This is a genomic window from Knoellia koreensis (genome assembly GCF_013041615.1).
Classification (GTDB): domain Bacteria; phylum Actinomycetota; class Actinomycetes; order Actinomycetales; family Dermatophilaceae; genus Pedococcus; species Pedococcus koreensis.
This window is the reverse complement of sequence record NZ_JABEPQ010000006.1, coordinates 104634-123120: the sequence shown is the minus strand read 5'-3', so window position 1 is coordinate 123120 and position 18487 is coordinate 104634. Positions and strand designations below refer to the sequence as shown.

Annotated in this window: 18 protein-coding genes; 8 read left to right on the top strand and 10 right to left on the bottom strand. The window is 68.8% G+C overall.

Annotated features, from left to right (window positions below):
* The first annotated feature begins 47 nt into the window (after positions 1 to 47).
* Positions 48 to 644: an MOSC domain-containing protein gene (locus HJG52_RS19190; RefSeq protein ID WP_171245244.1), complete on the top strand. Its 597-nt coding sequence runs from the start codon at positions 48 to 50 to the stop codon at positions 642 to 644.
* Positions 645 to 653: 9 nt separating this feature from the next.
* Here HJG52_RS19190 and HJG52_RS19185 read toward each other — a convergent pair whose 3' ends face one another.
* The 3 genes from HJG52_RS19185 to HJG52_RS19175 all read right to left on the bottom strand — a co-directional run bounded on the left by HJG52_RS19185 (position 654) and on the right by HJG52_RS19175 (position 3104).
* Entirely contained in the window at positions 654 to 1304 is a 651-nt protein-coding gene (locus tag HJG52_RS19185; protein ID WP_206071162.1) for a GNAT family N-acetyltransferase, read from the bottom strand.
* A 92-nt stretch (positions 1305 to 1396) separates the two neighbouring features.
* Positions 1397 to 2635, bottom strand: a complete 1239-nt coding sequence (locus HJG52_RS19180) for a hypothetical protein (RefSeq protein WP_171245242.1) — start codon at positions 2633 to 2635, stop codon at positions 1397 to 1399.
* 7 nt (positions 2636 to 2642) lie between these two features.
* Positions 2643 to 3104 carry a phage tail protein gene (locus HJG52_RS19175; protein ID WP_171245241.1) on the bottom strand — a complete coding sequence of 154 codons (462 nt, stop codon included), beginning with the start codon at positions 3102 to 3104 and terminating at the stop codon, positions 2643 to 2645.
* 86 nt (positions 3105 to 3190) lie between these two features.
* On the opposite strand from HJG52_RS19175, the gene HJG52_RS19170 reads away from it, so the two are divergent.
* Positions 3191 to 3451 (top strand): type II toxin-antitoxin system Phd/YefM family antitoxin, encoded by a 261-nt coding sequence (locus tag HJG52_RS19170; RefSeq protein WP_171245240.1) that lies wholly within the window; start codon positions 3191 to 3193, stop codon positions 3449 to 3451.
* Positions 3438 to 3854, top strand: a complete 417-nt coding sequence (locus tag HJG52_RS19165; protein ID WP_171245239.1) for a PIN domain-containing protein — start codon at positions 3438 to 3440, stop codon at positions 3852 to 3854. Before HJG52_RS19170 ends, HJG52_RS19165 begins: the two co-directional genes overlap by 14 nt.
* 30 nt (positions 3855 to 3884) lie before the next feature.
* Here the strand turns inward: HJG52_RS19165 and HJG52_RS19160 are convergent, their stop codons facing one another.
* Together HJG52_RS19160 and HJG52_RS19155 are read right to left on the bottom strand one after the other, a co-directional pair.
* Positions 3885 to 4571: a type 1 glutamine amidotransferase domain-containing protein gene (locus HJG52_RS19160; RefSeq protein WP_171245238.1), complete on the bottom strand. Its 687-nt coding sequence runs from the start codon at positions 4569 to 4571 to the stop codon at positions 3885 to 3887.
* A gap of 21 nt (positions 4572 to 4592) precedes the next feature.
* Entirely contained in the window at positions 4593 to 5171 is a 579-nt protein-coding gene (locus tag HJG52_RS19155; RefSeq protein ID WP_171245237.1) for a TetR/AcrR family transcriptional regulator, read from the bottom strand.
* Between the two features lie 186 nt (positions 5172 to 5357).
* Between HJG52_RS19155 and HJG52_RS19150 the strand changes: the two genes are divergently transcribed.
* The 3 genes from HJG52_RS19150 to HJG52_RS19140 are packed head-to-tail and all read left to right on the top strand — an operon-like array spanning position 5358 to position 8889.
* Positions 5358 to 6290 (top strand): acetoacetate decarboxylase family protein, encoded by a 933-nt coding sequence (locus tag HJG52_RS19150; RefSeq protein ID WP_171245236.1) that lies wholly within the window; start codon positions 5358 to 5360, stop codon positions 6288 to 6290.
* A 23-nt stretch (positions 6291 to 6313) separates the two neighbouring features.
* Positions 6314 to 7942, top strand: a complete 1629-nt coding sequence (locus HJG52_RS19145; RefSeq protein ID WP_171245235.1) for a succinic semialdehyde dehydrogenase — start codon at positions 6314 to 6316, stop codon at positions 7940 to 7942.
* Positions 7939 to 8889, top strand: a complete 951-nt coding sequence (locus HJG52_RS19140; protein ID WP_346767857.1) for an NAD-dependent epimerase/dehydratase family protein — start codon at positions 7939 to 7941, stop codon at positions 8887 to 8889. The genes HJG52_RS19145 and HJG52_RS19140 overlap by 4 nt, the downstream gene beginning before the upstream one ends.
* A gap of 39 nt (positions 8890 to 8928) precedes the next feature.
* On the opposite strand, the gene HJG52_RS19135 is transcribed toward HJG52_RS19140, so the two are convergent.
* Both HJG52_RS19135 and HJG52_RS19130 read right to left on the bottom strand, forming a co-directional pair.
* A complete protein-coding gene (locus HJG52_RS19135) occupies positions 8929 to 10017 on the bottom strand; it encodes a GlxA family transcriptional regulator (RefSeq protein ID WP_206071161.1) in 1089 nt (362 codons plus the stop codon).
* A 43-nt stretch (positions 10018 to 10060) separates the two neighbouring features.
* A complete protein-coding gene (locus tag HJG52_RS19130; RefSeq protein WP_171245234.1) occupies positions 10061 to 11047 on the bottom strand; it encodes an alpha/beta hydrolase in 987 nt (328 codons plus the stop codon).
* A gap of 229 nt (positions 11048 to 11276) precedes the next feature.
* Here HJG52_RS19130 and HJG52_RS21445 point away from each other — a divergent pair, with 229 nt between their 5' ends.
* Entirely contained in the window at positions 11277 to 12515 is a 1239-nt protein-coding gene (locus HJG52_RS21445; RefSeq protein WP_171245233.1) for a Fic family protein, read from the top strand.
* Between the two features lie 161 nt (positions 12516 to 12676).
* Here HJG52_RS21445 and HJG52_RS19120 read toward each other — a convergent pair whose 3' ends face one another.
* Together HJG52_RS19120 and dnaB are read right to left on the bottom strand one after the other, a co-directional pair.
* A complete protein-coding gene (locus tag HJG52_RS19120; protein WP_171245232.1) occupies positions 12677 to 13558 on the bottom strand; it encodes an arginase family protein in 882 nt (293 codons plus the stop codon).
* A gap of 126 nt (positions 13559 to 13684) precedes the next feature.
* The gene (gene dnaB, locus HJG52_RS19115) at positions 13685 to 15457 is read right to left on the bottom strand and encodes a replicative DNA helicase (RefSeq protein WP_346767856.1); all 1773 of its coding nucleotides are present in this window, start codon (positions 15455 to 15457) and stop codon (positions 13685 to 13687) included.
* Between the two features lie 469 nt (positions 15458 to 15926).
* Here dnaB and HJG52_RS19110 point away from each other — a divergent pair, with 469 nt between their 5' ends.
* Positions 15927 to 18128, top strand: a complete 2202-nt coding sequence (locus HJG52_RS19110) for a catalase (protein WP_171245230.1) — start codon at positions 15927 to 15929, stop codon at positions 18126 to 18128.
* 51 nt (positions 18129 to 18179) lie between these two features.
* Here the strand turns inward: HJG52_RS19110 and HJG52_RS19105 are convergent, their stop codons facing one another.
* A complete protein-coding gene (locus HJG52_RS19105; protein WP_171245229.1) occupies positions 18180 to 18452 on the bottom strand; it encodes a DUF2277 domain-containing protein in 273 nt (90 codons plus the stop codon).
* Positions 18453 to 18487: the final 35 nt, after the last annotated feature.

Here is an 18487-nt window from a genome sequence, read left to right as displayed (position 1 = left end):
CTCGCCCCATCTCGTCGGGTTCCGTTGCGGCCGTGGGAGTATGCCGTGTGCCCACCCCCCGTGTCGCCGCCGTCAGCCGGGACCAGACCCACCGGTTCTCCAAGGTCCCGGTGGAGTCGATCACCCTCGTGGCCGGGCTCGGCGTCATGGGTGACGCGCACGCTGGCACGCTGGTGCAGCACCGGTCCCGCGTCCGTCGCGACCCCAACCAGCCGAACCTGCGCCAGGTGCACCTCATCCACGCCGAGCTGTTCGACGAGGCCCGGAAGCTCGGCTACGAGCTCGCACCCGGCGACCTCGGCGAGAACGTCCTGACCACAGGTGTCGACCTGCTGTCGCTGCCGACGGGCACGCTGCTCGGCCTGGGTGACGAGGCAGTGGTGCGACTGACCGGGCTGCGCAACCCGTGCGTGCAGATCAACGCCTTCCGGCCGGGCCTGCTCAAGGTCGTGCTGTCCCGCGGTGACGGCACCCCCACCGACGAACCGGCGCCCTCGACGGCCTCGCCCGACATCGCGCGAATCCCCTACATCCGCAAGGCCGGCGTGATGGCCGTGGTCGAGACCGGTGGTGAGGTGCGGCCGGGCGAGCCGATCACCGTCACCCTCCCGGACGGCATACCCACTCCGCTCGCGCCGGTGTGAGCCGGCCCCTCATCCGAAGAGGGCGCGACTCTCCTCCTCGAGGCCGGTGACGGTGATGTCGAGGAGTTCGGCGCGTGCGTCCCACCGGTCCTTGGTGAGGCGCAGCCGGTCGGAGACGAGCCACTCCTCGCCGCGCCGGTCACGGGTGATGCCGTCGTGCTCGTAGCCCAGCTTGCGCGAAACCCCTTGGGACGCATGGTTGTCCTGAAAGACGCCGGTGGTGGCGTCGAGCGCCCCGAGGTGGTCGAACGCAAGGGTGAGTATGCCGTGGCGCAGCTCGGTGCCGAGGCCTTGTCCTTGGTGGGCGAGGCCGATCCACGACCAGGTGCTCACCTCACGCACCACGCGAAAGTCGTTGGCGCGCAAGCCGATCAGCCCACGCGGCTCACCGGCGTCCTTGGTGAAGGCGCCGAGGCCAAGGCTCCAGCTGTCGGGCTCCCAGTCGGCGAGGCGGCCCCAGTGACCCTGGAGGACGGATCGGGTGCGGTCCTGGGGGCTGCCCTCGGCCCACGGCGTGAGGAACGGCCGCTCGTCCGGACGGTGGACCCCGGCGGCCGCGAGGTCGGCGAGGGCCACGAGTTCGGGTTCCTCGGGGAGTCGCAGCACCAGCCGCGGAGTCTCGATGCGCAGCCGGAAGATCGGCCAGATGTCGGCGAGCACCCCGACAGTCTGGAGCGGCTCGACGTTTCCGCACCACCGCTTTTCGCTGGGCCACGCTTCTCGGCGAATGTAGCTGCGAGCACGGCAAGTGCTCAGGTGGGGTTGACCCATCCTCCACCGCGCCCCAGCTTGTCGCGGTCCCAGCGCAGGATCGGGCAGATACGATCCAACGCCTCGTCACGCAGCTGGGCCAGCACCGCATCCGAGACCTGCTGCGAGGTTCCCTCGGCCATGTACTGGTGCAGGGTCACCGACACGAGGTCCGTCGACTCACCGTTGGGCTTGGTCGCGTGGAGGCGGATCTGCTCTCTGGGTGGCCCACTCACCCGCGAGGGGTTCGACGGCGGGGAGTACGAACCGTCGGGGTTGCCGACCTCGTGGTCGTATTCCGGGCCGTAGACCTCGCGGTACCACGTGACACGGCCGAGGGTCTCGAGCGCCGCGACAACCGTGGCGGCGAGCTGGGCCCGCCGCTCGACGGCTTCGGGCGAGTCCCCGCCCAAGTCGGGACGGCCCACCTCGGCCCAGCCGACACCCGCTGGTCGCCAATTCATGGGCACAATGTTTTCCGCCGTGTTCGGTACCCCGAGGAGCCACGCCGTGTAGTTGTCGGTCACGAGCTCGGGTCGCGCGAGAGCCCACCCCCGGATAACGCCGAGGGCCCGAGCCTTGGAGGCGTCGTTCTCACGCCTCAGCTCGATCGAGGCCGTGGCCATCGACGGGCCGCCCTCATCCGGCAGGGACGAGGCGTCCATAATGTCTTGGACCCACTTGGGGCGCGGCCCGTAATCCAGCGAATCGACGCCCACCCACGCGGTCTCGCTCGGGCTTGGCGGGTCACCCTTGGCCGTCGCATCGTAGTGGACCCTGATGTGCTTCATGTCGTCCAACGCAACCGAACGCAGCGGTTCGGGACGGGTCAACCCCTCGGGCCGCAAGGTCGCTGCGGCGCGTCGACGCCCTCGCACGGAGCCACGGCCCTTGCGCCACGCGATCACCGCGACGATGCCGAGCACGATGACTGCGGCTCGTGCTGTCACCATGAGCGCACCCGACCAGTCGGCGACCGCGCGCCACACGACGATCAGGACCGGAAACATCGCGACGAACAGCACGTCTCCCGCCAGCCGCCACCAGCGGGCCGACCGGGCTAGTGTGACGGTCGCGCCCGGGTCACCTAGGGTGAGGTCATGTGGCGGAAAGGGCCGCCACGGCGGCTGCCCGGTGTCGGGGGGCCGCGGATTGATCGGGTAGCGGTACTCCACATCGTCAGCGTGGAGCCGCCCCCGCTCCTTGGTGTGGACGGTGATCGGGTGGCGTCGAAGCGTCATGGCTCGGTCAGTGTTCTCCCTTGATGACGAAGTAGGAGCCGCGGATCGTGCCGGCGAGCTTGGACTTCTGCCGGGCGAACTTGAAGCCGCTCAGCTCCTCCGGCACCTCCATGCCCTCGGACAGCTTGAAGCCGACGGCGCGCTTGCCACCGTCGTCGAGCGTGTAAAGGACGTTGACCGCGAGCCCGCCCTCGTAGAACACGTGCGCCCAGCGGATGCCCTCGACGTGCAGCTCGGTGGCCTCGAGCGCCGGCGAGGAGATGACGATGTCCCGCTCCTCCTTGAGGACCTTGGCGACCCAGTCGACGATCTCCTTCGCCACGGCGGCCGGCTCCGTCGTGAAGGTCACGTCGTACTTGTTCTTGAAGTAGCGCGCCTCGTTGGCCCGCAGACCCGCAAGTGCGTCCGCGACGGGAGACGACTCGAGGCCGACGGTGGAGACGTCGGTGAAGTCCACGGCATACGACATCTGTCTTTGTCCTTGCGTCCGAGGGGAAGAGGCGGGGAGACACTATCCCGAGAAGTCCTGTAGCACCATGTGCTACGTTTGCGCACATGCCCACGATTGCCTCCCGAGAGTTGCGGAACCACACTGCCTCCGTGCTCGACGGGGTGACGCGCGGAGAGACCTACACGGTCACCGTCCACGGCCGGCCCGTGGCCGAGATCCGACGGGTCGAGAGCCGGCGCCGACCCGCGATCCCTAAAGCAGACATCGTGTCACTGCTGGATCGACAGCAGCCGGATCCCATGCTGGTCCGGGACCTCGCCTGGATCACCGAGGGCACCACCGACGATCTCGATGACCTCGACTGAGACCACGCCCCAGCGCGCGCTCGCCGACACGAGTGTCCTGACCTCGGGCGAGCTCGGACGGCCCATCGACCGCGACCGCATCCCAGCTGAGTTGGCGGTGTGCGTGGTGACGATCGCCGAGCTCCAGGCGGGTGTGCTCGCTGCCGCGGACAGCGTGTCGCGTTCCCGCAGGCTGGCCACGTTGCACGTTGCTCTCGATGCTGAGGTGCTCCAGGTCGACGTGCGGGCGGCGCAGGTGTGGGCAGAGCTGCGAGTGCGCTTGCGCGACGCCGACCGTCGGGTCAATGTCAACGACCTGTGGATCGCCGCCATCGCCATCAGCAACGACCTGCCGGTCGTGAGCCAGGACGGCGACTTCGACCCGCTCGCCGAGATCGGCGCGCTGCAGGTCATCAAGGTCTGAGACCCAGCTCATCTCCAGCTGGACGCGTGATCAGAGGAGAGCGGCGACCTTGGTGGCGGTCTCCTTGGCGGATCCGGGGTTCTGGCCGGTGACCAGGGTGCCGTCGACGACGGCGTTGGACACGAAGGGCAGCAGCGCCTTGGAGTAGTTGGCGCCGCGCTCCTGGATCTCCTCCTCGATGTTGTAGGGGACCAGCTTGTCCACCCGGGCCAGCACCTCCTCGCGCCACGAGAAGCCGGTGAGGTTGCGGCCCGCCACGAGGTAGTCGCCGTTCGAGAGCTTGGTGTCGCGCAGGCCGCAGTAGCCGTGGCAGACCGCCCCGACGACACCGCCCCGCTCGAAGATCTCGCGGGTGATCTGCTGCAGGCCCTCGCTGCCGGGGAAGTCGAACATCACCGCGTGGCCACCGGTGAAGTAGATGGCGTCGTAGTCGGCTGCGTTGACCTCGTGCGGCGCCTTCGTGGTCTCGAGCAGGGCCATGCGCGCCGGGTCGTCGTGCCAGGCCTTGGCGGACTTGTCGTAGTTCGGGAACTTCAGCGAGCGCGGCTCGAGCGGGGAGCGGCCACCGGCCGGGCTGACGATCGTCTGCTCGAAGCCGTGCTCCTCGAAGATGTCCCACGCGTGGGTGAGCTCGGAGAGCCAGAGGCCGGTCGGGTGGGAGGGGTCGATCTCGTAGTGGCCGACGTTCGTGACGACGAGGAGGATGCGCTTGGTCATGGGACTTCCTTGTCTGCTGGGTCAGTTCGTGGTCGGGAGGATGGCGGCGTATGCCGCGCGCACGCGTCGGTCGACCGCGCGCGGCTTGTCCTTGGGGAGCTTGCCGTCGAGGTGGAGGAAGGCCAGGCCGTGCGCCAGCCCCCAGCCGGCGGTGGCCAGGTCGTCGGCGGGTGACCCGGGGAAGACGTCGGCCATGACGGCGGCGAGGTAGTCGTGGAGGGCGGCCGCCGCGCGCACGCGCTCGTCGTCCTGGTCGTCGCACTCGCGGCCGAACATCAGCTTGAAGAGCTCGGGGCGGCGCAGTGCGAACCGCACGTAGCGGACACCGAGCTCCGTGACGTCCTTCGGCGTCGACGGTGCCGCCTTGCCTGCCGTGAGGTCGGTGAACAGGTCGCGCAGGCCCCGCACGGCGAGCGCGGACTCGAGCGCCTCCTTGTCGGCGAAGTGCCGGTAGAGCGCGGTCGGTGAGACCCCCGCGCGTCGGGCGAGCGCGCGCAGCGAGAGCGGCTCACCCTGCTCGAGCATCTCGTTCGCCGCCGCGACCAAGGCGGCGCGCAGGTCGCCGTGGTGGTAGGTGGAGCGGGTGGCCGTGGCCGTCATGCCGGGTGTCCTCAACGATCGAAGTGAGCGATGTTCACATCATAGCCGCACCCATGCGCACTGCACCCTGAGAGCAGGGCCACATTCCGGGGGGAATGGTCGCGGGAGAGTCTATGTTGACAGTGTCAACATCGCCGCTGAGGAACTCAGCGGGCCGGCTACTCCAGACAGGAAGGCACGCGAGCCATGAGCAACACGGGAAAGACGACAGGGACAAGGACGACGCAGACGCAGCAGGTCGAGGTTCCCCTCGGGCCGCGGACGGTGCAGGTGCCCAAGGGCGGCCTCTACGACCGCTACCGGATGCAGACCGACCTGGACGAGGTGGCGCGCGATCCGCGCGTGCCCGGGGTCGACTGGTTCCGCGACCAGCCCAAGACCGAGGTCCAGTCCAACATCGGACCCACCTTCACGCCCAACTTCTACTACGCGATCTCGACGGCACGGCTGGTCATGGTCGCACCGACCCACCGGCTGCGCAGGCGCCTGCCCGACGAGCTCGACCCGCTCGAGATCGCACCCGGGCTCGGCCTCGCCTCGGTCATCCTCTTTCGCTACGACGTCGCCGACATCGACGCCTACAACGAGGTCGCCGTGGGGATCGCGGTCCGGCCGCCGCACCACGGCGGGCTCGGCACCGTGGACCTGCTCGCCGCCCTGAAGAACAAGCACCTCGACTCCTACGTGCTATCGCTCCCCGTGACGACCGACATCGCCCAGGTCCGCGGTCATGACGGCTACGGCTTCCCCAAGTGGGTCACCGACATCGACGTCGAGATCACGCCGACGCGCACCTACGGCCGCGTGGCGAACGACAATGGTGGGCTTGACCTCGAGCTGACCGCACCGACACCGACCCAGCACACCCACCGCAGCGGCACCGCCGTGTCCGCCCTGACCTCGTACACGCAGTTCAACGGCGGCTGGCACGGCACCTTCAACCAGACCAACGCCCTCGCCTCCGGCAGCCAGTTCCTGCCGCGCGGGATCGAGCTCACGCTCGGCACCGGCCGCCTCTCGGACGACGTCCGATCGCTCGCTCCGATCCGCACCCTCATGTTCGACGTCATGACCTCGGGCCAGCTCGCGCTGCACATGCCGCGCGTCCTGGCGCTCTGAGCGAAACCACCAGGAGACCCACGATGACCACCGTCACCCACAGCACCGCCACGAACCGCAACAGCACTGACCACATCAGCACCAACACCAACCGCGCCCTCACCCCGCGGATCGACACCGACCGGCTTCGCCGGCTGAGCAGCCGGGTCGTGGTCGCCGACTCGGCGCTGACCCAGGACGTCACGAACGCCATGACCGGCGAGGTCCTCGGCACCGTCCCGCGCAGCACACGCGAGGACGTCGTCGCGGCCGCCGCCCGGGCACGGACCGCTCAGAAGGCCTGGGCGGCGCGGCCCGTCAGGCAGCGGGCCAAGGTCCTGTTGCGGTTCCACGACCTCGTGCTGCAGCGTCAGGACGAGGCGCTCGACCTGATCCAGCTCGAGAACGGTAAGGCCCGCCGGCACGCGTTCGAGGAGATCATGGACGCCGCTATGGCGGCCCGCTACTACGCCCACACCGCGCCGGCATACCTGCGACCCAAGCGGCGCCAGGGCGCCCAGCCGGGCCTGACCCGCGTGTGGGAGCTGCACCACCCGAAGGGACTCGTCGGGGTCATCTCGCCGTGGAACTACCCGCTGACCCTCGGGATCAGCGACGCGCTGCCGGCGATCGTCGCGGGCAACGCGGTGCTGACCAAGCCCGACGCCCAGACCCCGTACACGGCACTGTGGGCGGTCGACCTGCTCGAGGAGGCTGGCATGGAGCCAGGCTTGGTGCAGGTCGTCACCGGCTCCGGCGCCGAGCTGGGCAAGCCGATCATCGACAGCTCGGACTTCCTCATGTTCACCGGCTCGACGGCCGTCGGGCGCACCGTGGCCGCCCAGGCCGGCGAGCGCCTCATCGAGAGCTCGATGGAGCTCGGCGGCAAGAACGCCCTCCTCGTCCTCGAGGACGCCGACGTCGACAAGGCCGTCTCCGGCGCGATCCGGGCCAGCTTCTCCAACACCGGACAGCTGTGCATCTCGATGGAGCGCATCTATGTGCCGGGCGCCCTGTGGGAGGAGTTCACCACCAAGTTCGCCAGCGCCGCGCGGGCGATGACCCTGTCGGCAGGCATCGACTACTCCGGCGACATGGGCTCGCTCGTCTCCGCCAAGCAGCTGGAGACCGTGGAGCGGCACGTCGAGGACGCCCGCGCCAAGGGTGCGACCGTCCTGGCCGGCGGACGGGCGCGTCCCGACCTCGGCCCGTTCTTCTACGAGCCGACGATCCTCACCGACGTCGACGACACGATGGAGGTCTACGACCACGAGACGTTCGGACCCGTCGTCAGCGTCTACCGCGTAGCCGACGACGAGGAGGCGATCTCTCGCGCCAACGACAGCGAGTACGGCCTGAACTTCAGCGTCTGGACGTCCGACGAGGATCGCGGCCGAGCGGTCGCCGCCCGGCTCGAGGCCGGCACGGTCAACGTCAACGACGCGTATGCCGCGGCCTGGGGTTCCATGGACGCCCCCATGGGCGGGATGAAGGCGTCGGGCCTGGGGCGCCGCCACGGCGAGCACGGCATCCTGAAGTACACCGAGGCCCAGACGATCGCGGTCGAGCGCGGGATACCCGTGGGTGCGCCCGACGGGGTCAAGCCCGCCCTCTATGCCCGCGTCGCCACCCTCGCCCTCAAGGCCATCAAGAACGTCCCCGGCATCAAGTGACCACGAACCACCAGGAGAAGAACACCATGCAGACCATCCTCGGGGCCGGCGGACCGATCGCCGACGAGCTCGCGCGCGAGCTGTTCCGCAACCACACCAAGGAGATTCGTCTCGTCAGCCGCAAGCCGGTCAAGGTCAACGACACGGACGAGCTCGTGGTCGCCGACCTGACCGATGCCGAGGCCACCAGCCGGGCAGTCGCGGGCAGCAAAATCGCTTATCTCACAGTGGGACTGCCGCTCAACTCAGAGCTGTGGGAGCGGCAGTTCCCGGTCATCATGCGCAACGTCATCGACGCCTGCGCCGAGCACGGCACCAAGCTCGTCTTCTTCGACAACACCTACATGTACCCGGGTACGCCCGCCCCGCAGACCGAGCACACGGCATACCAACCGGGCGGCCGGAAGGGGCGCGTGCGCGGCCAGCTGGCCACGATGATGCTCGACGCCATGGACGCCGGACGCATCAAGGGGCTCATCGGTCGCGCGCCGGAGTTCTACGGGCCCAAGGGGACGAAGAGCTACACGAACACGCTGGTCTTCGACCGGATCAGGGCCGGCAAGCGGCCGTTCGTCCCGGTCAGCGCCACGGCGAAGCGGTCGCTGATCTGGACGCCGGACGCCAGCCGCGCGCTGGCGCTACTCGGCAACACCCCCGACGCCTACGGGCAGACGTGGCACCTGCCGATCGACCCGAACCGCAAGACGTATGCCGAGCTCGTCGGCATCGCGAGCGAGGTCACCGGTCGCCGAATCGGCTACACGGTGCTGCCGATGTTCGTCTTCCGGATCGGGCGGCGGTTCAACCCCACCCTCGACGAGATGTTCGAGCTGCTCGCGCGATACCGCCAGGACAACGTCTTCGACAGCTCGAAGTTCGCGGCCCGCTTCCCCGACTTCCCGGTCACGACCTACCGCAAGGGCATCGAGCAGATCCTCGCCGAGTGAACCCCGGCAGACTGAGTCCCGGCCGTGTGAGCCCGCCGATCACTCCCGTTCGGTGACGCGTGACGCGATGCTGAAGCGGTTGCGGTACTCCGACGGCGTCACTCCGGTGGCGCGCTGGAAGAGCCGCCGGAAGTTGGACACGTCCAGGTAGCCGACACTGCGCGCAACCTCGGCGACCGAATCCGTTGTCAGCTCAAGGGTTTCGCGCGCCTTGGCGATGCGTGCGGTCTGCACGTACTCGGTCGCGGTGAGGCCGGTGGCCTGCTTGAAGCGTCGCTGGAGGGTGCGCGGGTGCATCGCCGCACGGCGCGAGAGGTCCTCGACGGACAGCGGCTCGTGCAGGTTGGCGTGCAGGTGGGCCTGCACCTCGCGGATGTCGGCGTCGCCGTGCTGGAGCCGCGGCGTGAACTCCTGGTAGAGCGACTGCTGGCGCCGCGGTGGATCGGCGAGGACGAAGCGTGCGGTGTGCAGCATGACGCTCGGGCCGAGCAGGCGGTCGACGAGGGTGAGGCCGAGGTCGACCCAGGCGAGGATGCCCGCGGCGGTCACGATGTCGAGGTCGTCGATCACCATGCGCGACGCGTCGACCCGCACCTGGGGATGACGGCGAGCCAGTTCCTCGGCGAACGCCCAGTGCGTCGTCGCGTCACGGCTGTCGAGCAGGTGGGTCTCGGCGAGGACGAACACGCCGGCACACACGGCGCACAGGGTCGTGCCGTCCGCGCGCAGCCCGACGAGCCAGTCGGTGAGGGCGTCGACCGACTTCATGAGCTCGGGCACGACGAGGCTGGGCGGGATGATGACGTGGCTCAGCCGGTGCTCGAGGTCGGGGTGGGTGTCGGACGTGCACTCCATGACGGGGCCGTCGTCGGTCGCGGTGACGCTCCACGTGCTGACCCGGATGACACTCGGCGGGTCGCCCGCCTCGACGGCGTGCTCGCTGGCGACGCGGAAGATGTCGCGCAGCCCGTGGATGGCTGACACCTGGCAGTCGGCGTACTCGAGCAGGCCGATCTCCGCGACGACGCGCGCACCGGTCGCGTCAACGTGGGGGCCGGTCGCGGTGGGGCTCATCGCGGTCTCCTCGGGCTGGGTGGTGACGGGTGCGCCGACGTGAGCGGGCGACATACCTCATTGTGGGTATGCCGCCCGCTCACCCGCGATGCGTCACTCACCCCTGCGGGTGGAGCGCGTCGTGCAGCGCGTCGACGGCGAGCTTGCGCGCGATGTTGGTGGCGGGGGTGTCGCGCAGGCTGTCCAGGAGCATGAAGTCGTGGACGGTGCCGCTGATGCGGACCCCGGTGACCTCGACGCCGGCCTCGCGCAGCTTGTTGGCGTAGAGCTCGCCACCGTCGCGCAGGACGTCGGCCTCGGCGGTGATGACGAGTGCCGGCGGCAGGCCCTTGAGGTCGTCGAGGGTGGCGCGCAGCGGTGAGGCGTACTTCTCCTCGCGCTTGGCCTCGTCGGTGGTGTAGGCGTCCCAGAACCACTTCATGCCGTCGCGGGTGAGGTAGTAGTGCTCGGCGAACTGGTGGTAGGACTGCGTGTCGAAGTCGGGGCCGGTCACGGGGTAGAGCAGGACCTGCGCCTTGAGCTCGAGCCCGCCGCGGTCCTTGTTCATCTGCGCGAACACCGCGGACATGCACCCGCCGACCGACTCACCGACGACGGCGACGCGGGAGGTGTCGAGACCGTGCTGGGATCCGTTCTCCTGCAACCACTTTCCGACGGCGTAGTTCTGCTCGACCTGGGTGGGGTAGCCCTTCTCCGGCGCCCAGTCGTAGACCGGGAAGACACCGGCCGCGTCGGCCCCGACGGTGAGCTCGCGGAAGAGGCGGTCGTGCGTCTTGTCGTCGCCGAAGACCCAGCCGGCGCCGTGGATGTAGAAGACGACCGGCAGCGGGCCGGTCGCGCCCTTGGGCTTGATGATGCGGGTGCGCACGGTGCCCCACTCGCCCGCGTCGACGTCGACCCACTCCTCGTCGACCTCGGGACGCTCGACGCCCTCACCGCTCTGGAGGTCGCTGAGGATCTTGCGTCCTTCCTCCGGCGGCAGCTCGTAGATGCGCGGGTGCGGGTCGGTGTCCTCGGCGAGCTTCCTGGCCTCGGGCTCGAGATAGGGAGTGGTCGGGGCTGGCAGGTCGGTCGCGTTGCTCATGGCGGGTTTCCTTTCCTCGTATGCCGGTGGCGTGCGTCATCGACGCTACGAACCGCACGAGGCGGTGCCGAGTGCCGCGTACGACACCCTTCGAGGCAATCGCGACACCCGTGCGCGTGCCCTTCCCATGAGGCGCACGTCGACAGGCGCATTGATCCTTATGATCGCCTGGCACCTAAATAAGGATATGCTCATATCCTTATCTATTGACGCTGAGGAAGAGGTTTCCATGGCGGCTCAGGGCGCGACAGACTCCACCCCCGACCTTGCTGTCCGCTGGGAAGATCACATCTGGCGATCATCCCGGACGGCGGTCGCGCTCTCCCGAACCCAGCGAGCAACCATTGGCAAGAGCTACCGTGCCGCGGTGCCGGCTCAGCTCCAGGCTGTCACCATCGCCATCGATCCCGCCATCGCTGCCGAAGCCGACGACGCCCGGGCGCACATCACCAGGTTCGATGCCGAACTTGCTGGCCTGTTCCCCGAAGAGTTCGCCCCTCTCAGCTCGGTGCTGCTTCGCACCGAGTCCGCTTCCTCCTCGCAGATCGAGCACATCACCACCGGCGCGCGCGCTCTCTCGCTTGCCGAGATCGGCCTGGCCAAGCACGGCAGCAACGCCAGCCTGGTCGCTGCCAACGTCGACGCGATGAACCGGGCCCTAGCACTTGCTGACGACGTCACTCCGGACACCATCCTGGCCATCCACGAGGCCCTCATGCGCGGTCAGGACCACGCCGACCCCGGGTCGTTCCGTCATCAGCAGGTCTGGATCGGCGGTACGAGCCACTCACCACACCAGGCAGCCTTCATCCCGCCACATCACGACCGCGTCCGAGCGGCGGTTGATGACCTGTGTCGCTTTACGGAGCGCACCGATCTGCCCCTACTCCCCCAAATTGCCATCGCCCACGCCCAGTTCGAAACGATTCACCCGTTCAATGACGGCAACGGCCGAACCGGACGCGCCCTGGTACACGCCATGCTCAAGAGCGCCGGTGCGACGACACGGACGACTGTGCCGGTGTCGGCCGGCCTCCTGGCCGCTACTGACTCGTACTTCCGGGCGCTGACCGCCTTTCGGGATGGGAACCCCAATCCGATCGTTGCCGAGTTCAGCCGCGCCTCGTTCACGGCCATCGAGAATGGCACTCGGCTGGCCACAGATCTCAGGGCCGTGTACGACGGCTGGTGCGCCGCAGTCACGGCTCGCCGGGACGCGGTCGTCTGGCGAGTGCTGCCATTTCTACTGCGGCAACCATCCGTCACCTCGTCCGTGATCCAGAAACACACGGGAATCTCACAGCCAGCGGCAGACAACGCGCTGCGGCAGCTCCACGACGCTGGCGTTCTGTCCAAGCCAAGGACCGTGGAGGGCAAGGACCGCAAGCGGAACGTGGTTTGGCAGGCCAACGAGGTCCTCCATGCCCTTGACGCCTTCGCACACCGCGCCCGACGGGGGCACCCATGACTGGGTCCTTGGCGATTCAGGGGCGCGCACTGAGACCCCGGCGCGCCCGCTGCTGGGAAGGCGACAACGGACTTGCGTGCTGGTAGGCCCCGCGGTGGCTCTGATACCGCGCAGGGCTTCGGCGTTCACACATGACGTTGCCCAGGTGCATGTGAGCAACCTCAACTGGCAACAGCCTCGATGACGATGTGAGTCACGAGCTGCGCATACCGAGTGTCGGGGTCGAGGTCCGGGTCGAGGATCCCCACCGTCATTCCGGCGGCCCCGGGCCACAGCTGGCGCAGCAGAGCACTCAGCACCTGAGGGGCTACGCCGCCGGGGTCGGGACTGTCGACAGCGGGAAGGAAGCTGGGGTCGATGACATCGACGTCGACGTGCACCCAGTAGCCGTCGAGGTCGCCATCTGTCGTCAGGCCCTGCACTGCCGGCGCCGGGGCGTCGGGACTGTCATTCCACTCGCTGGCCGTCACCACCGCTCGAAGGCGGCTGCGGCTTTCGTCGAGATGCCCGTCGTCGAGCCGGCACCCGATGTGAATGGCATCCCTCGGGTCGACGTAGGGCGCCAGACCGTCGATGTTGCTGATCTGTGAATAGTGCAGGCCGCACGCGGCCGCCAGGTCCTCGCCGGCGAGATTCGCAACGTTTGTCGAGTTGCCCGGGTGGCGGAAGTCGGTGTGTCCATCGATGTGGATTAGCCCGTAGCGGCCCCGCCGCCGCAGATTGAGCGCGACACCCAGCAGCGTCGAGCAGTCTCCGCCCAGCACGAGTAGCCGGTCACCCTGGGTCATCGCATGGCCCAGTCGGTCGGCGAGCCGGGTTGCGTGGTCGATGATCGCTGCCTGATTGCGGACGGTGCCGGGTTGATGCTCGGGGACGTAACGTCCTGCCAGGACCGCCCCACCCTCGCGCCATCCGGTCCTGAGCAGATGCTCGTGCAAACCCACGGCGCGAAGGGCCGCCGGGGCCTTGTCTGCACCCGGCACGCTGCCGACAACAGGCGGCTTGAGGCCTAGGTTGGTCGGCACATCCACGACGACATCCATGTAGTCCATGATCACCGATCGGCGCGACGACCCACCGAACTCGCCGGGCCTCAGTGAGGACCTCTTCAGATTGGTGGTGGGTCAGGAGTGCGCGGCGTTCGCGATCACTGTCGCGCGCCACGATCGTCAGAAGCCGTCGCGGGCCATGTTGGCGAACCGGCTGTAGTGGCCCTGGAAGGCGAGCACCAGGTCCTTGGTCGGACCGTTACGGTGCTTGGCCACGATCACGTCAGCCTCACCTTCGCGACCACTCTCAGGTGACTTGTCGCGGTGAAGGAGGATGACCATATCCGCATCTTGTTCGATCGACCCGCTCTCGCGAAGGTCCGACATCTGGGGGCGCTTATCGGTGCGCTGCTCGGGGCCACGGTTGAGCTGGCTGATCGCGATGACCGGCACCTCGAGCTCCTTGGCGAGCAGCTTGAGCGCGCGCGAGAACTCCGACACCTCCTGCTGGCGCGACTCGACCTTCTTGCCCGAGGACATGAGCTGCAGGTAGTCGATGACGACGAGCTTGAGGTTGTGCTGCTGCTTGAGTCGGCGGCACTTGGCGCGGATCTCCATCAGCGACATGTTCGGCGAATCGTCAATGAACAGCGGCGAGTCCGAGATCTGGCCCATGATGCGCGCAAGCTTCTGCCAGCCCTGGTCGCCGATCGTGCCCTTGCGCAGGTCCTGGAGCTGGATCTGTGCCTCGGCGGACAGGCAGCGCATGGTGATCTCGGAGCGGCTCATCTCGAGCGAGAAGATCGCGGTCGCCTGCTTGTGCTTGATCGCCGCCGCCCGCGCGATGTCGAGTCCCATGGTCGAGTTGTGTGTGGGGACGCGGCCCTCACCGGCGAGGTAGAGGTGCTCGTCGTTGTCGACCTGCACGCACCGCACCGGCACCGACGCGACGGGCCGGATGTCGTGGAACGACCGGTCGTCGTGCGCCACCTTGGGCCGCTCCCCCGACGCCACCAGGTCGGCGGTCGTGACCACCGCGCCTCCGAGGACCGCCCACTGGTGCTCGGCGTCGGCGACGATCACCGAGCCGTCGGAGAACTCGACCTCGAAGCACGGCCGCCCCTCCATCACGGCCGTCGCGGCCGTGACCATGGTCGGCCGACCGGAGGCGTCCAGCAGCAGGTCGCCGACCGCCACCTCGCCCATCGTCGTCCACCCGGTCGGCGTCGGCAGCGGGGTGTCGAGCGCGAGCGCCTTGCCCACGGCGGGACGAGCGGCGAGGACGATCATCTGGCCGGGGTGCAGGCCGTGGGTGAGCTCGTCGAGCTCGATGAACCCGGTGGGCACGCCCAGCATCTCGCCCGGGTCACGCCCGGCCGCGACCTCGATCTCGTTGAGGGTCTCCTCGAGCACGTCGCCGAGCACGACGTAGTCCTCGCCGCCGCGCTTGTCGGCCACGGCGTACACCTCGGCCTGGGCGGCGTTGACGATGTCCTCGACGTCGCCGTTGCCCTGCTGGTAGCCCAGCTGCACGATCCGCGTGCCCGCCTCGACCAGCCGCCGCAGCACCCCACGCTCGCGCACGATCTCGGCGTAGTAGCCGGCATTGGCCGCCGTCGGCACCGCCTGGATCAGCTGGTGCAGGTAGGCCTGACCGCCGACCCGCTGCAGGTCACCGCGCTTGGCGAGCTCGTCGGCGACCGTGATCGCATCGGCCGGCTCGCCACGGGAGTAGAGGTCGAGGATCGCGTCGTAGATCAGCTCGTGCGCCGGCCGGTAGAAGTCGGCGCCCTTGAGCCCCTCGACGACGTCGGCGATCGCATCCTTCGACAGCAGCATGCCGCCGATGACCGACTGCTCCGCGTGGACGTCCTGCGGCGGGACCCGCTCGTCACCCGGAGGCCCGTCACCGGCCGAGCCGAAAGCGCTCGTGCTCAGCTCCGCGAGTGACACCGGCCCTTGACTCCCTGCTCGATCCGCACAAACTGCATCCGTGTAGTTCCCAGTGAACATCACCCCACCGACACGCCTGCGACGAACCCCGGCGCCCCGGCGGATCGTGGCCCGTCCCACGTGGTCGGCCCACGCTAGGACTGGCCCCCGGCACCCCTCAAACCGACGGTGTGGACGAGCTGGGGACAACCTGTGCGCAACGCCCGAACCCCTTGTGCACAGTCCGGGGATAACCCTGTGGATTTCGTGGCCATCCCTGCACCAAACCCGCGCTGACCTGCACCGACGCCCTCCACCGGGTGTGGACCGCAGAAACTTCCGGGCGTGTCTTCACCCGACCCCCAGATGTCCGGGAGGTGACCACGAGGAGACGCAGGTATGCCGCGTGGTGACCACGCGGCATACCTCGCCGATGCGTGGGTATGGCACCCGCGCAAGTCCCACGAACAACGCGACCGGGAGGACATCCATGCCCACGGCCAAGCGAGCCACGAAGAAGACCGCCGCCAAGACCAGCACCGCGAAGAAGGCGACCGCCACGGCAGCCACGAGCACGGCGGCCAGCGCCAACGCACCCGCCATCGAGCCCGCCACCCCGCCGGCCACACCGCCGCAGAGCACCCCCGACACCCTCGGCGCCGGCGGCGAGCTGCACCAGGGCGTCCAGGACGGCGACCGAATGACCACCGCCCAGGGCATCCCCGTCTCCGACAACGAGAACAGCCTGCGCGCCGGCGACCGCGGGCCGACGCTGCTCGAGGACTTCGCGATGCGCGAGAAGATCTTCGCCTTCGACCACGAGCGCATCCCCGAGCGCGTCGTCCACGCCCGCGGCTACGGCGCGCACGGCACCTTCGAGTGCACGAAGGACCTCTCCGACATCACCGCCGCCCACGTCCTCGGCGCGAAGGGTCGCCGGACCGAGGCGTTCGTGCGGTTCTCGACCGTGGCCGGGTCCAAGGGCAGCTTCGACCTGGCCCGCGACGTGCGCGGCTTCGCGGTCAAGCTCTACACCGCGGAGGGCAACTGGGACATCGTCGGCAACAACATCCCGGTCTTCTTCATCCAGGACGCCATCAAGTTCCCCGACCTCGTGCACGCCGTGAAGGAGGAGCCGGACCGCGCCTTCCCGCAGGCCCAGAGCGCCCACGACAACTTCTGGGACTTCGTCGCCCACATGCCCGAGTCGACCCACATGACGCTGTGGCAGATGTCCGACCGGGCGATCCCGCGCTCGTTCCGGTTCATGGACGGGTTCGGGGTGCACACGTTCCGGTTCGTCAACGAGGCGGGCGAGTCGACGTTCGTGAAGTTCCACTGGCGCCCGCTGCTCGGCAAGCAGTCGGTCGTGTGGAACGAGGCCGTCAAGATCAACGGCGCCGACCCCGACTTCCACCGCCGCGACCTGTGGAACGCCATCAACTCCGGCGACCTGCCGCAGTGGGACCTCGCCGTGCAGCTCATCGACGAGAAGACCGCTGACGCGCTGCCGTTCGACATCCTCGACCCGACCAAGATCATCCCCGAGGAGGACGTGCCGCTGCAGGTCGTCGGTCGCCTCACCCTCGACCGGGTCGTCGACAACGACTTCGCCGAGACCGAGCAGGTCGCGTTCTGCACGGCCAACGTCGTGCCCGGTGTCGACTTCACCAACGACCCGCTGCTGCAGGGCCGCAACTTCTCCTACCTCGACACCCAGCTGTCGCGGCTCGGCACGCCCAACTTCACCAAGCTGCCGGTCAACGCGCCCCGCTGCCCGGTCGCCCACTTCCAGCGCGACGGCCAGATGCAGACCGACATCCCGTCCGGCCCGACCAACTACGAGCCCAACGGCCACACCGGCGCCGACCGCGGACCGCGCGCCCAGGACGCGTCGTTCCTCACCTTCCCGCAGGAGGTGCAGGGCGAGAAGCGGCGCATCCGGGCCGAGTCGTTCGCCGACCACTACAGCCAGGCGCGGGTCTTCTGGGAGAGCCAGACGCCGGTCGAGCAGGAGCACATCGTCGACGCCTACGTCTTCGAGCTCAGCAAGTGCGTCGACCCGACCATCCGCCGAGACGTCGTCGCCAACCTGCGCAACGTGCACGAGGACCTCGCCACCCAGGTCGCCGACGGACTGGGGCTCGAGCTGCCCCCGGCGAGCAAGCCGTTCGTGCCGGTGCGCACCGACCTGCCGCCGTCGCCGGCCCTGAGCATGCTGGCCTCACCCCCGGACACGTTCGAGGGGCGCCGGCTGGGCCTGCTCGTCACCGACGGCACCGACGCAGCAGTGGTCAAGGCCGTCCAGAAGGCGTTCGAGGCGGCCAAGGCGACCGTCACGATCATCGCCCCCAAGGTCGGCGGCGTCACCCTCAGCGACGGCAAGAAGCTGCCCGCCGACGAGCTGCTCAAGGGCGCCCCCTCGGTGCTCTTCGACGCGGTCGCAGTCGTGCCGTCGGCCGACGGTGCAGTCGAGCTGGCCAAGGACCCCGCGGCCAAGGACTTCGTCAATGACGCGTTCAACCACTACAAGTTCATCGGTGTCGGCGCCGACGCGCTCCCCCTCTTCGAGGAGGCCGGCGTCCCCGTCGAGGGCGACCCCGCGAGCCCGCAGCTCACCGCCAAGTCCGCCAAGGACTTCGTGAAAGCCGTTGCAGCACTGCGTTACTGGGACCGCGACCTCACCAGCTAGGACCTCGGGCGCCGACCCGGCCACGCCGTGACCGTGAGGTATGCCGCGAGGTCAGCTCGCGGCATACCTCGCCTGGGCGCGGGCGCGCGCCTTGGCGGCCTCGACCTCGCGGTCCTTGGGCGGGGCGCTCGTGGTGAGGTGGTCGAGCAGGTGCTGCGTGGCGTGCGCGACGGCCTCGACCGCCTCGTCGAACGCCTCCTGGTTGGCATGGCTCGGCTTGGTCGAACCGCTCACCTTGCGCACGTACTGCAGCGCGGCCGCCCGCACCTCGTCGGTCGTGGCGGGCGGCTCGAAGTTGTGGAGCTGGCGGATGTTTCGGCACATGCCTGCCAGCGTACGTCCGCCGGCCGACCCCTGTC

What these genes read in the sequence shown, in the direction of transcription:
- HJG52_RS19105 (WP_171245229.1), bottom strand. Translation starts at nt 18,452, where the DNA reads ATGTGCCGAAACATCCGCCAGCTCCACAACTTCGAGCCGCCCGCCACG.
- HJG52_RS19130 (WP_171245234.1), bottom strand. Translation starts at nt 11,047, where the DNA reads ATGAGCAACGCGACCGACCTGCCAGCCCCGACCACTCCCTATCTCGAG.
- HJG52_RS19110 (WP_171245230.1), top strand. Translation starts at nt 15,927, where the DNA reads ATGCCCACGGCCAAGCGAGCCACGAAGAAGACCGCCGCCAAGACCAGC.
- HJG52_RS21445 (WP_171245233.1), top strand. Translation starts at nt 11,277, where the DNA reads ATGGCGGCTCAGGGCGCGACAGACTCCACCCCCGACCTTGCTGTCCGC.
- HJG52_RS19145 (WP_171245235.1), top strand. Translation starts at nt 6,314, where the DNA reads ATGACCACCGTCACCCACAGCACCGCCACGAACCGCAACAGCACTGAC.
- HJG52_RS19175 (WP_171245241.1), bottom strand. Translation starts at nt 3,104, where the DNA reads ATGTCGTATGCCGTGGACTTCACCGACGTCTCCACCGTCGGCCTCGAG.
- HJG52_RS19160 (WP_171245238.1), bottom strand. Translation starts at nt 4,571, where the DNA reads ATGACCAAGCGCATCCTCCTCGTCGTCACGAACGTCGGCCACTACGAG.
- HJG52_RS19155 (WP_171245237.1), bottom strand. Translation starts at nt 5,171, where the DNA reads ATGACGGCCACGGCCACCCGCTCCACCTACCACCACGGCGACCTGCGC.
- HJG52_RS19135 (WP_206071161.1), bottom strand. Translation starts at nt 10,017, where the DNA reads ATGTCGCCCGCTCACGTCGGCGCACCCGTCACCACCCAGCCCGAGGAG.
- HJG52_RS19165 (WP_171245239.1), top strand. Translation starts at nt 3,438, where the DNA reads ATGACCTCGACTGAGACCACGCCCCAGCGCGCGCTCGCCGACACGAGT.
- HJG52_RS19180 (WP_171245242.1), bottom strand. Translation starts at nt 2,635, where the DNA reads ATGACGCTTCGACGCCACCCGATCACCGTCCACACCAAGGAGCGGGGG.
- HJG52_RS19170 (WP_171245240.1), top strand. Translation starts at nt 3,191, where the DNA reads ATGCCCACGATTGCCTCCCGAGAGTTGCGGAACCACACTGCCTCCGTG.
- HJG52_RS19150 (WP_171245236.1), top strand. Translation starts at nt 5,358, where the DNA reads ATGAGCAACACGGGAAAGACGACAGGGACAAGGACGACGCAGACGCAG.
- HJG52_RS19120 (WP_171245232.1), bottom strand. Translation starts at nt 13,558, where the DNA reads ATGGATGTCGTCGTGGATGTGCCGACCAACCTAGGCCTCAAGCCGCCT.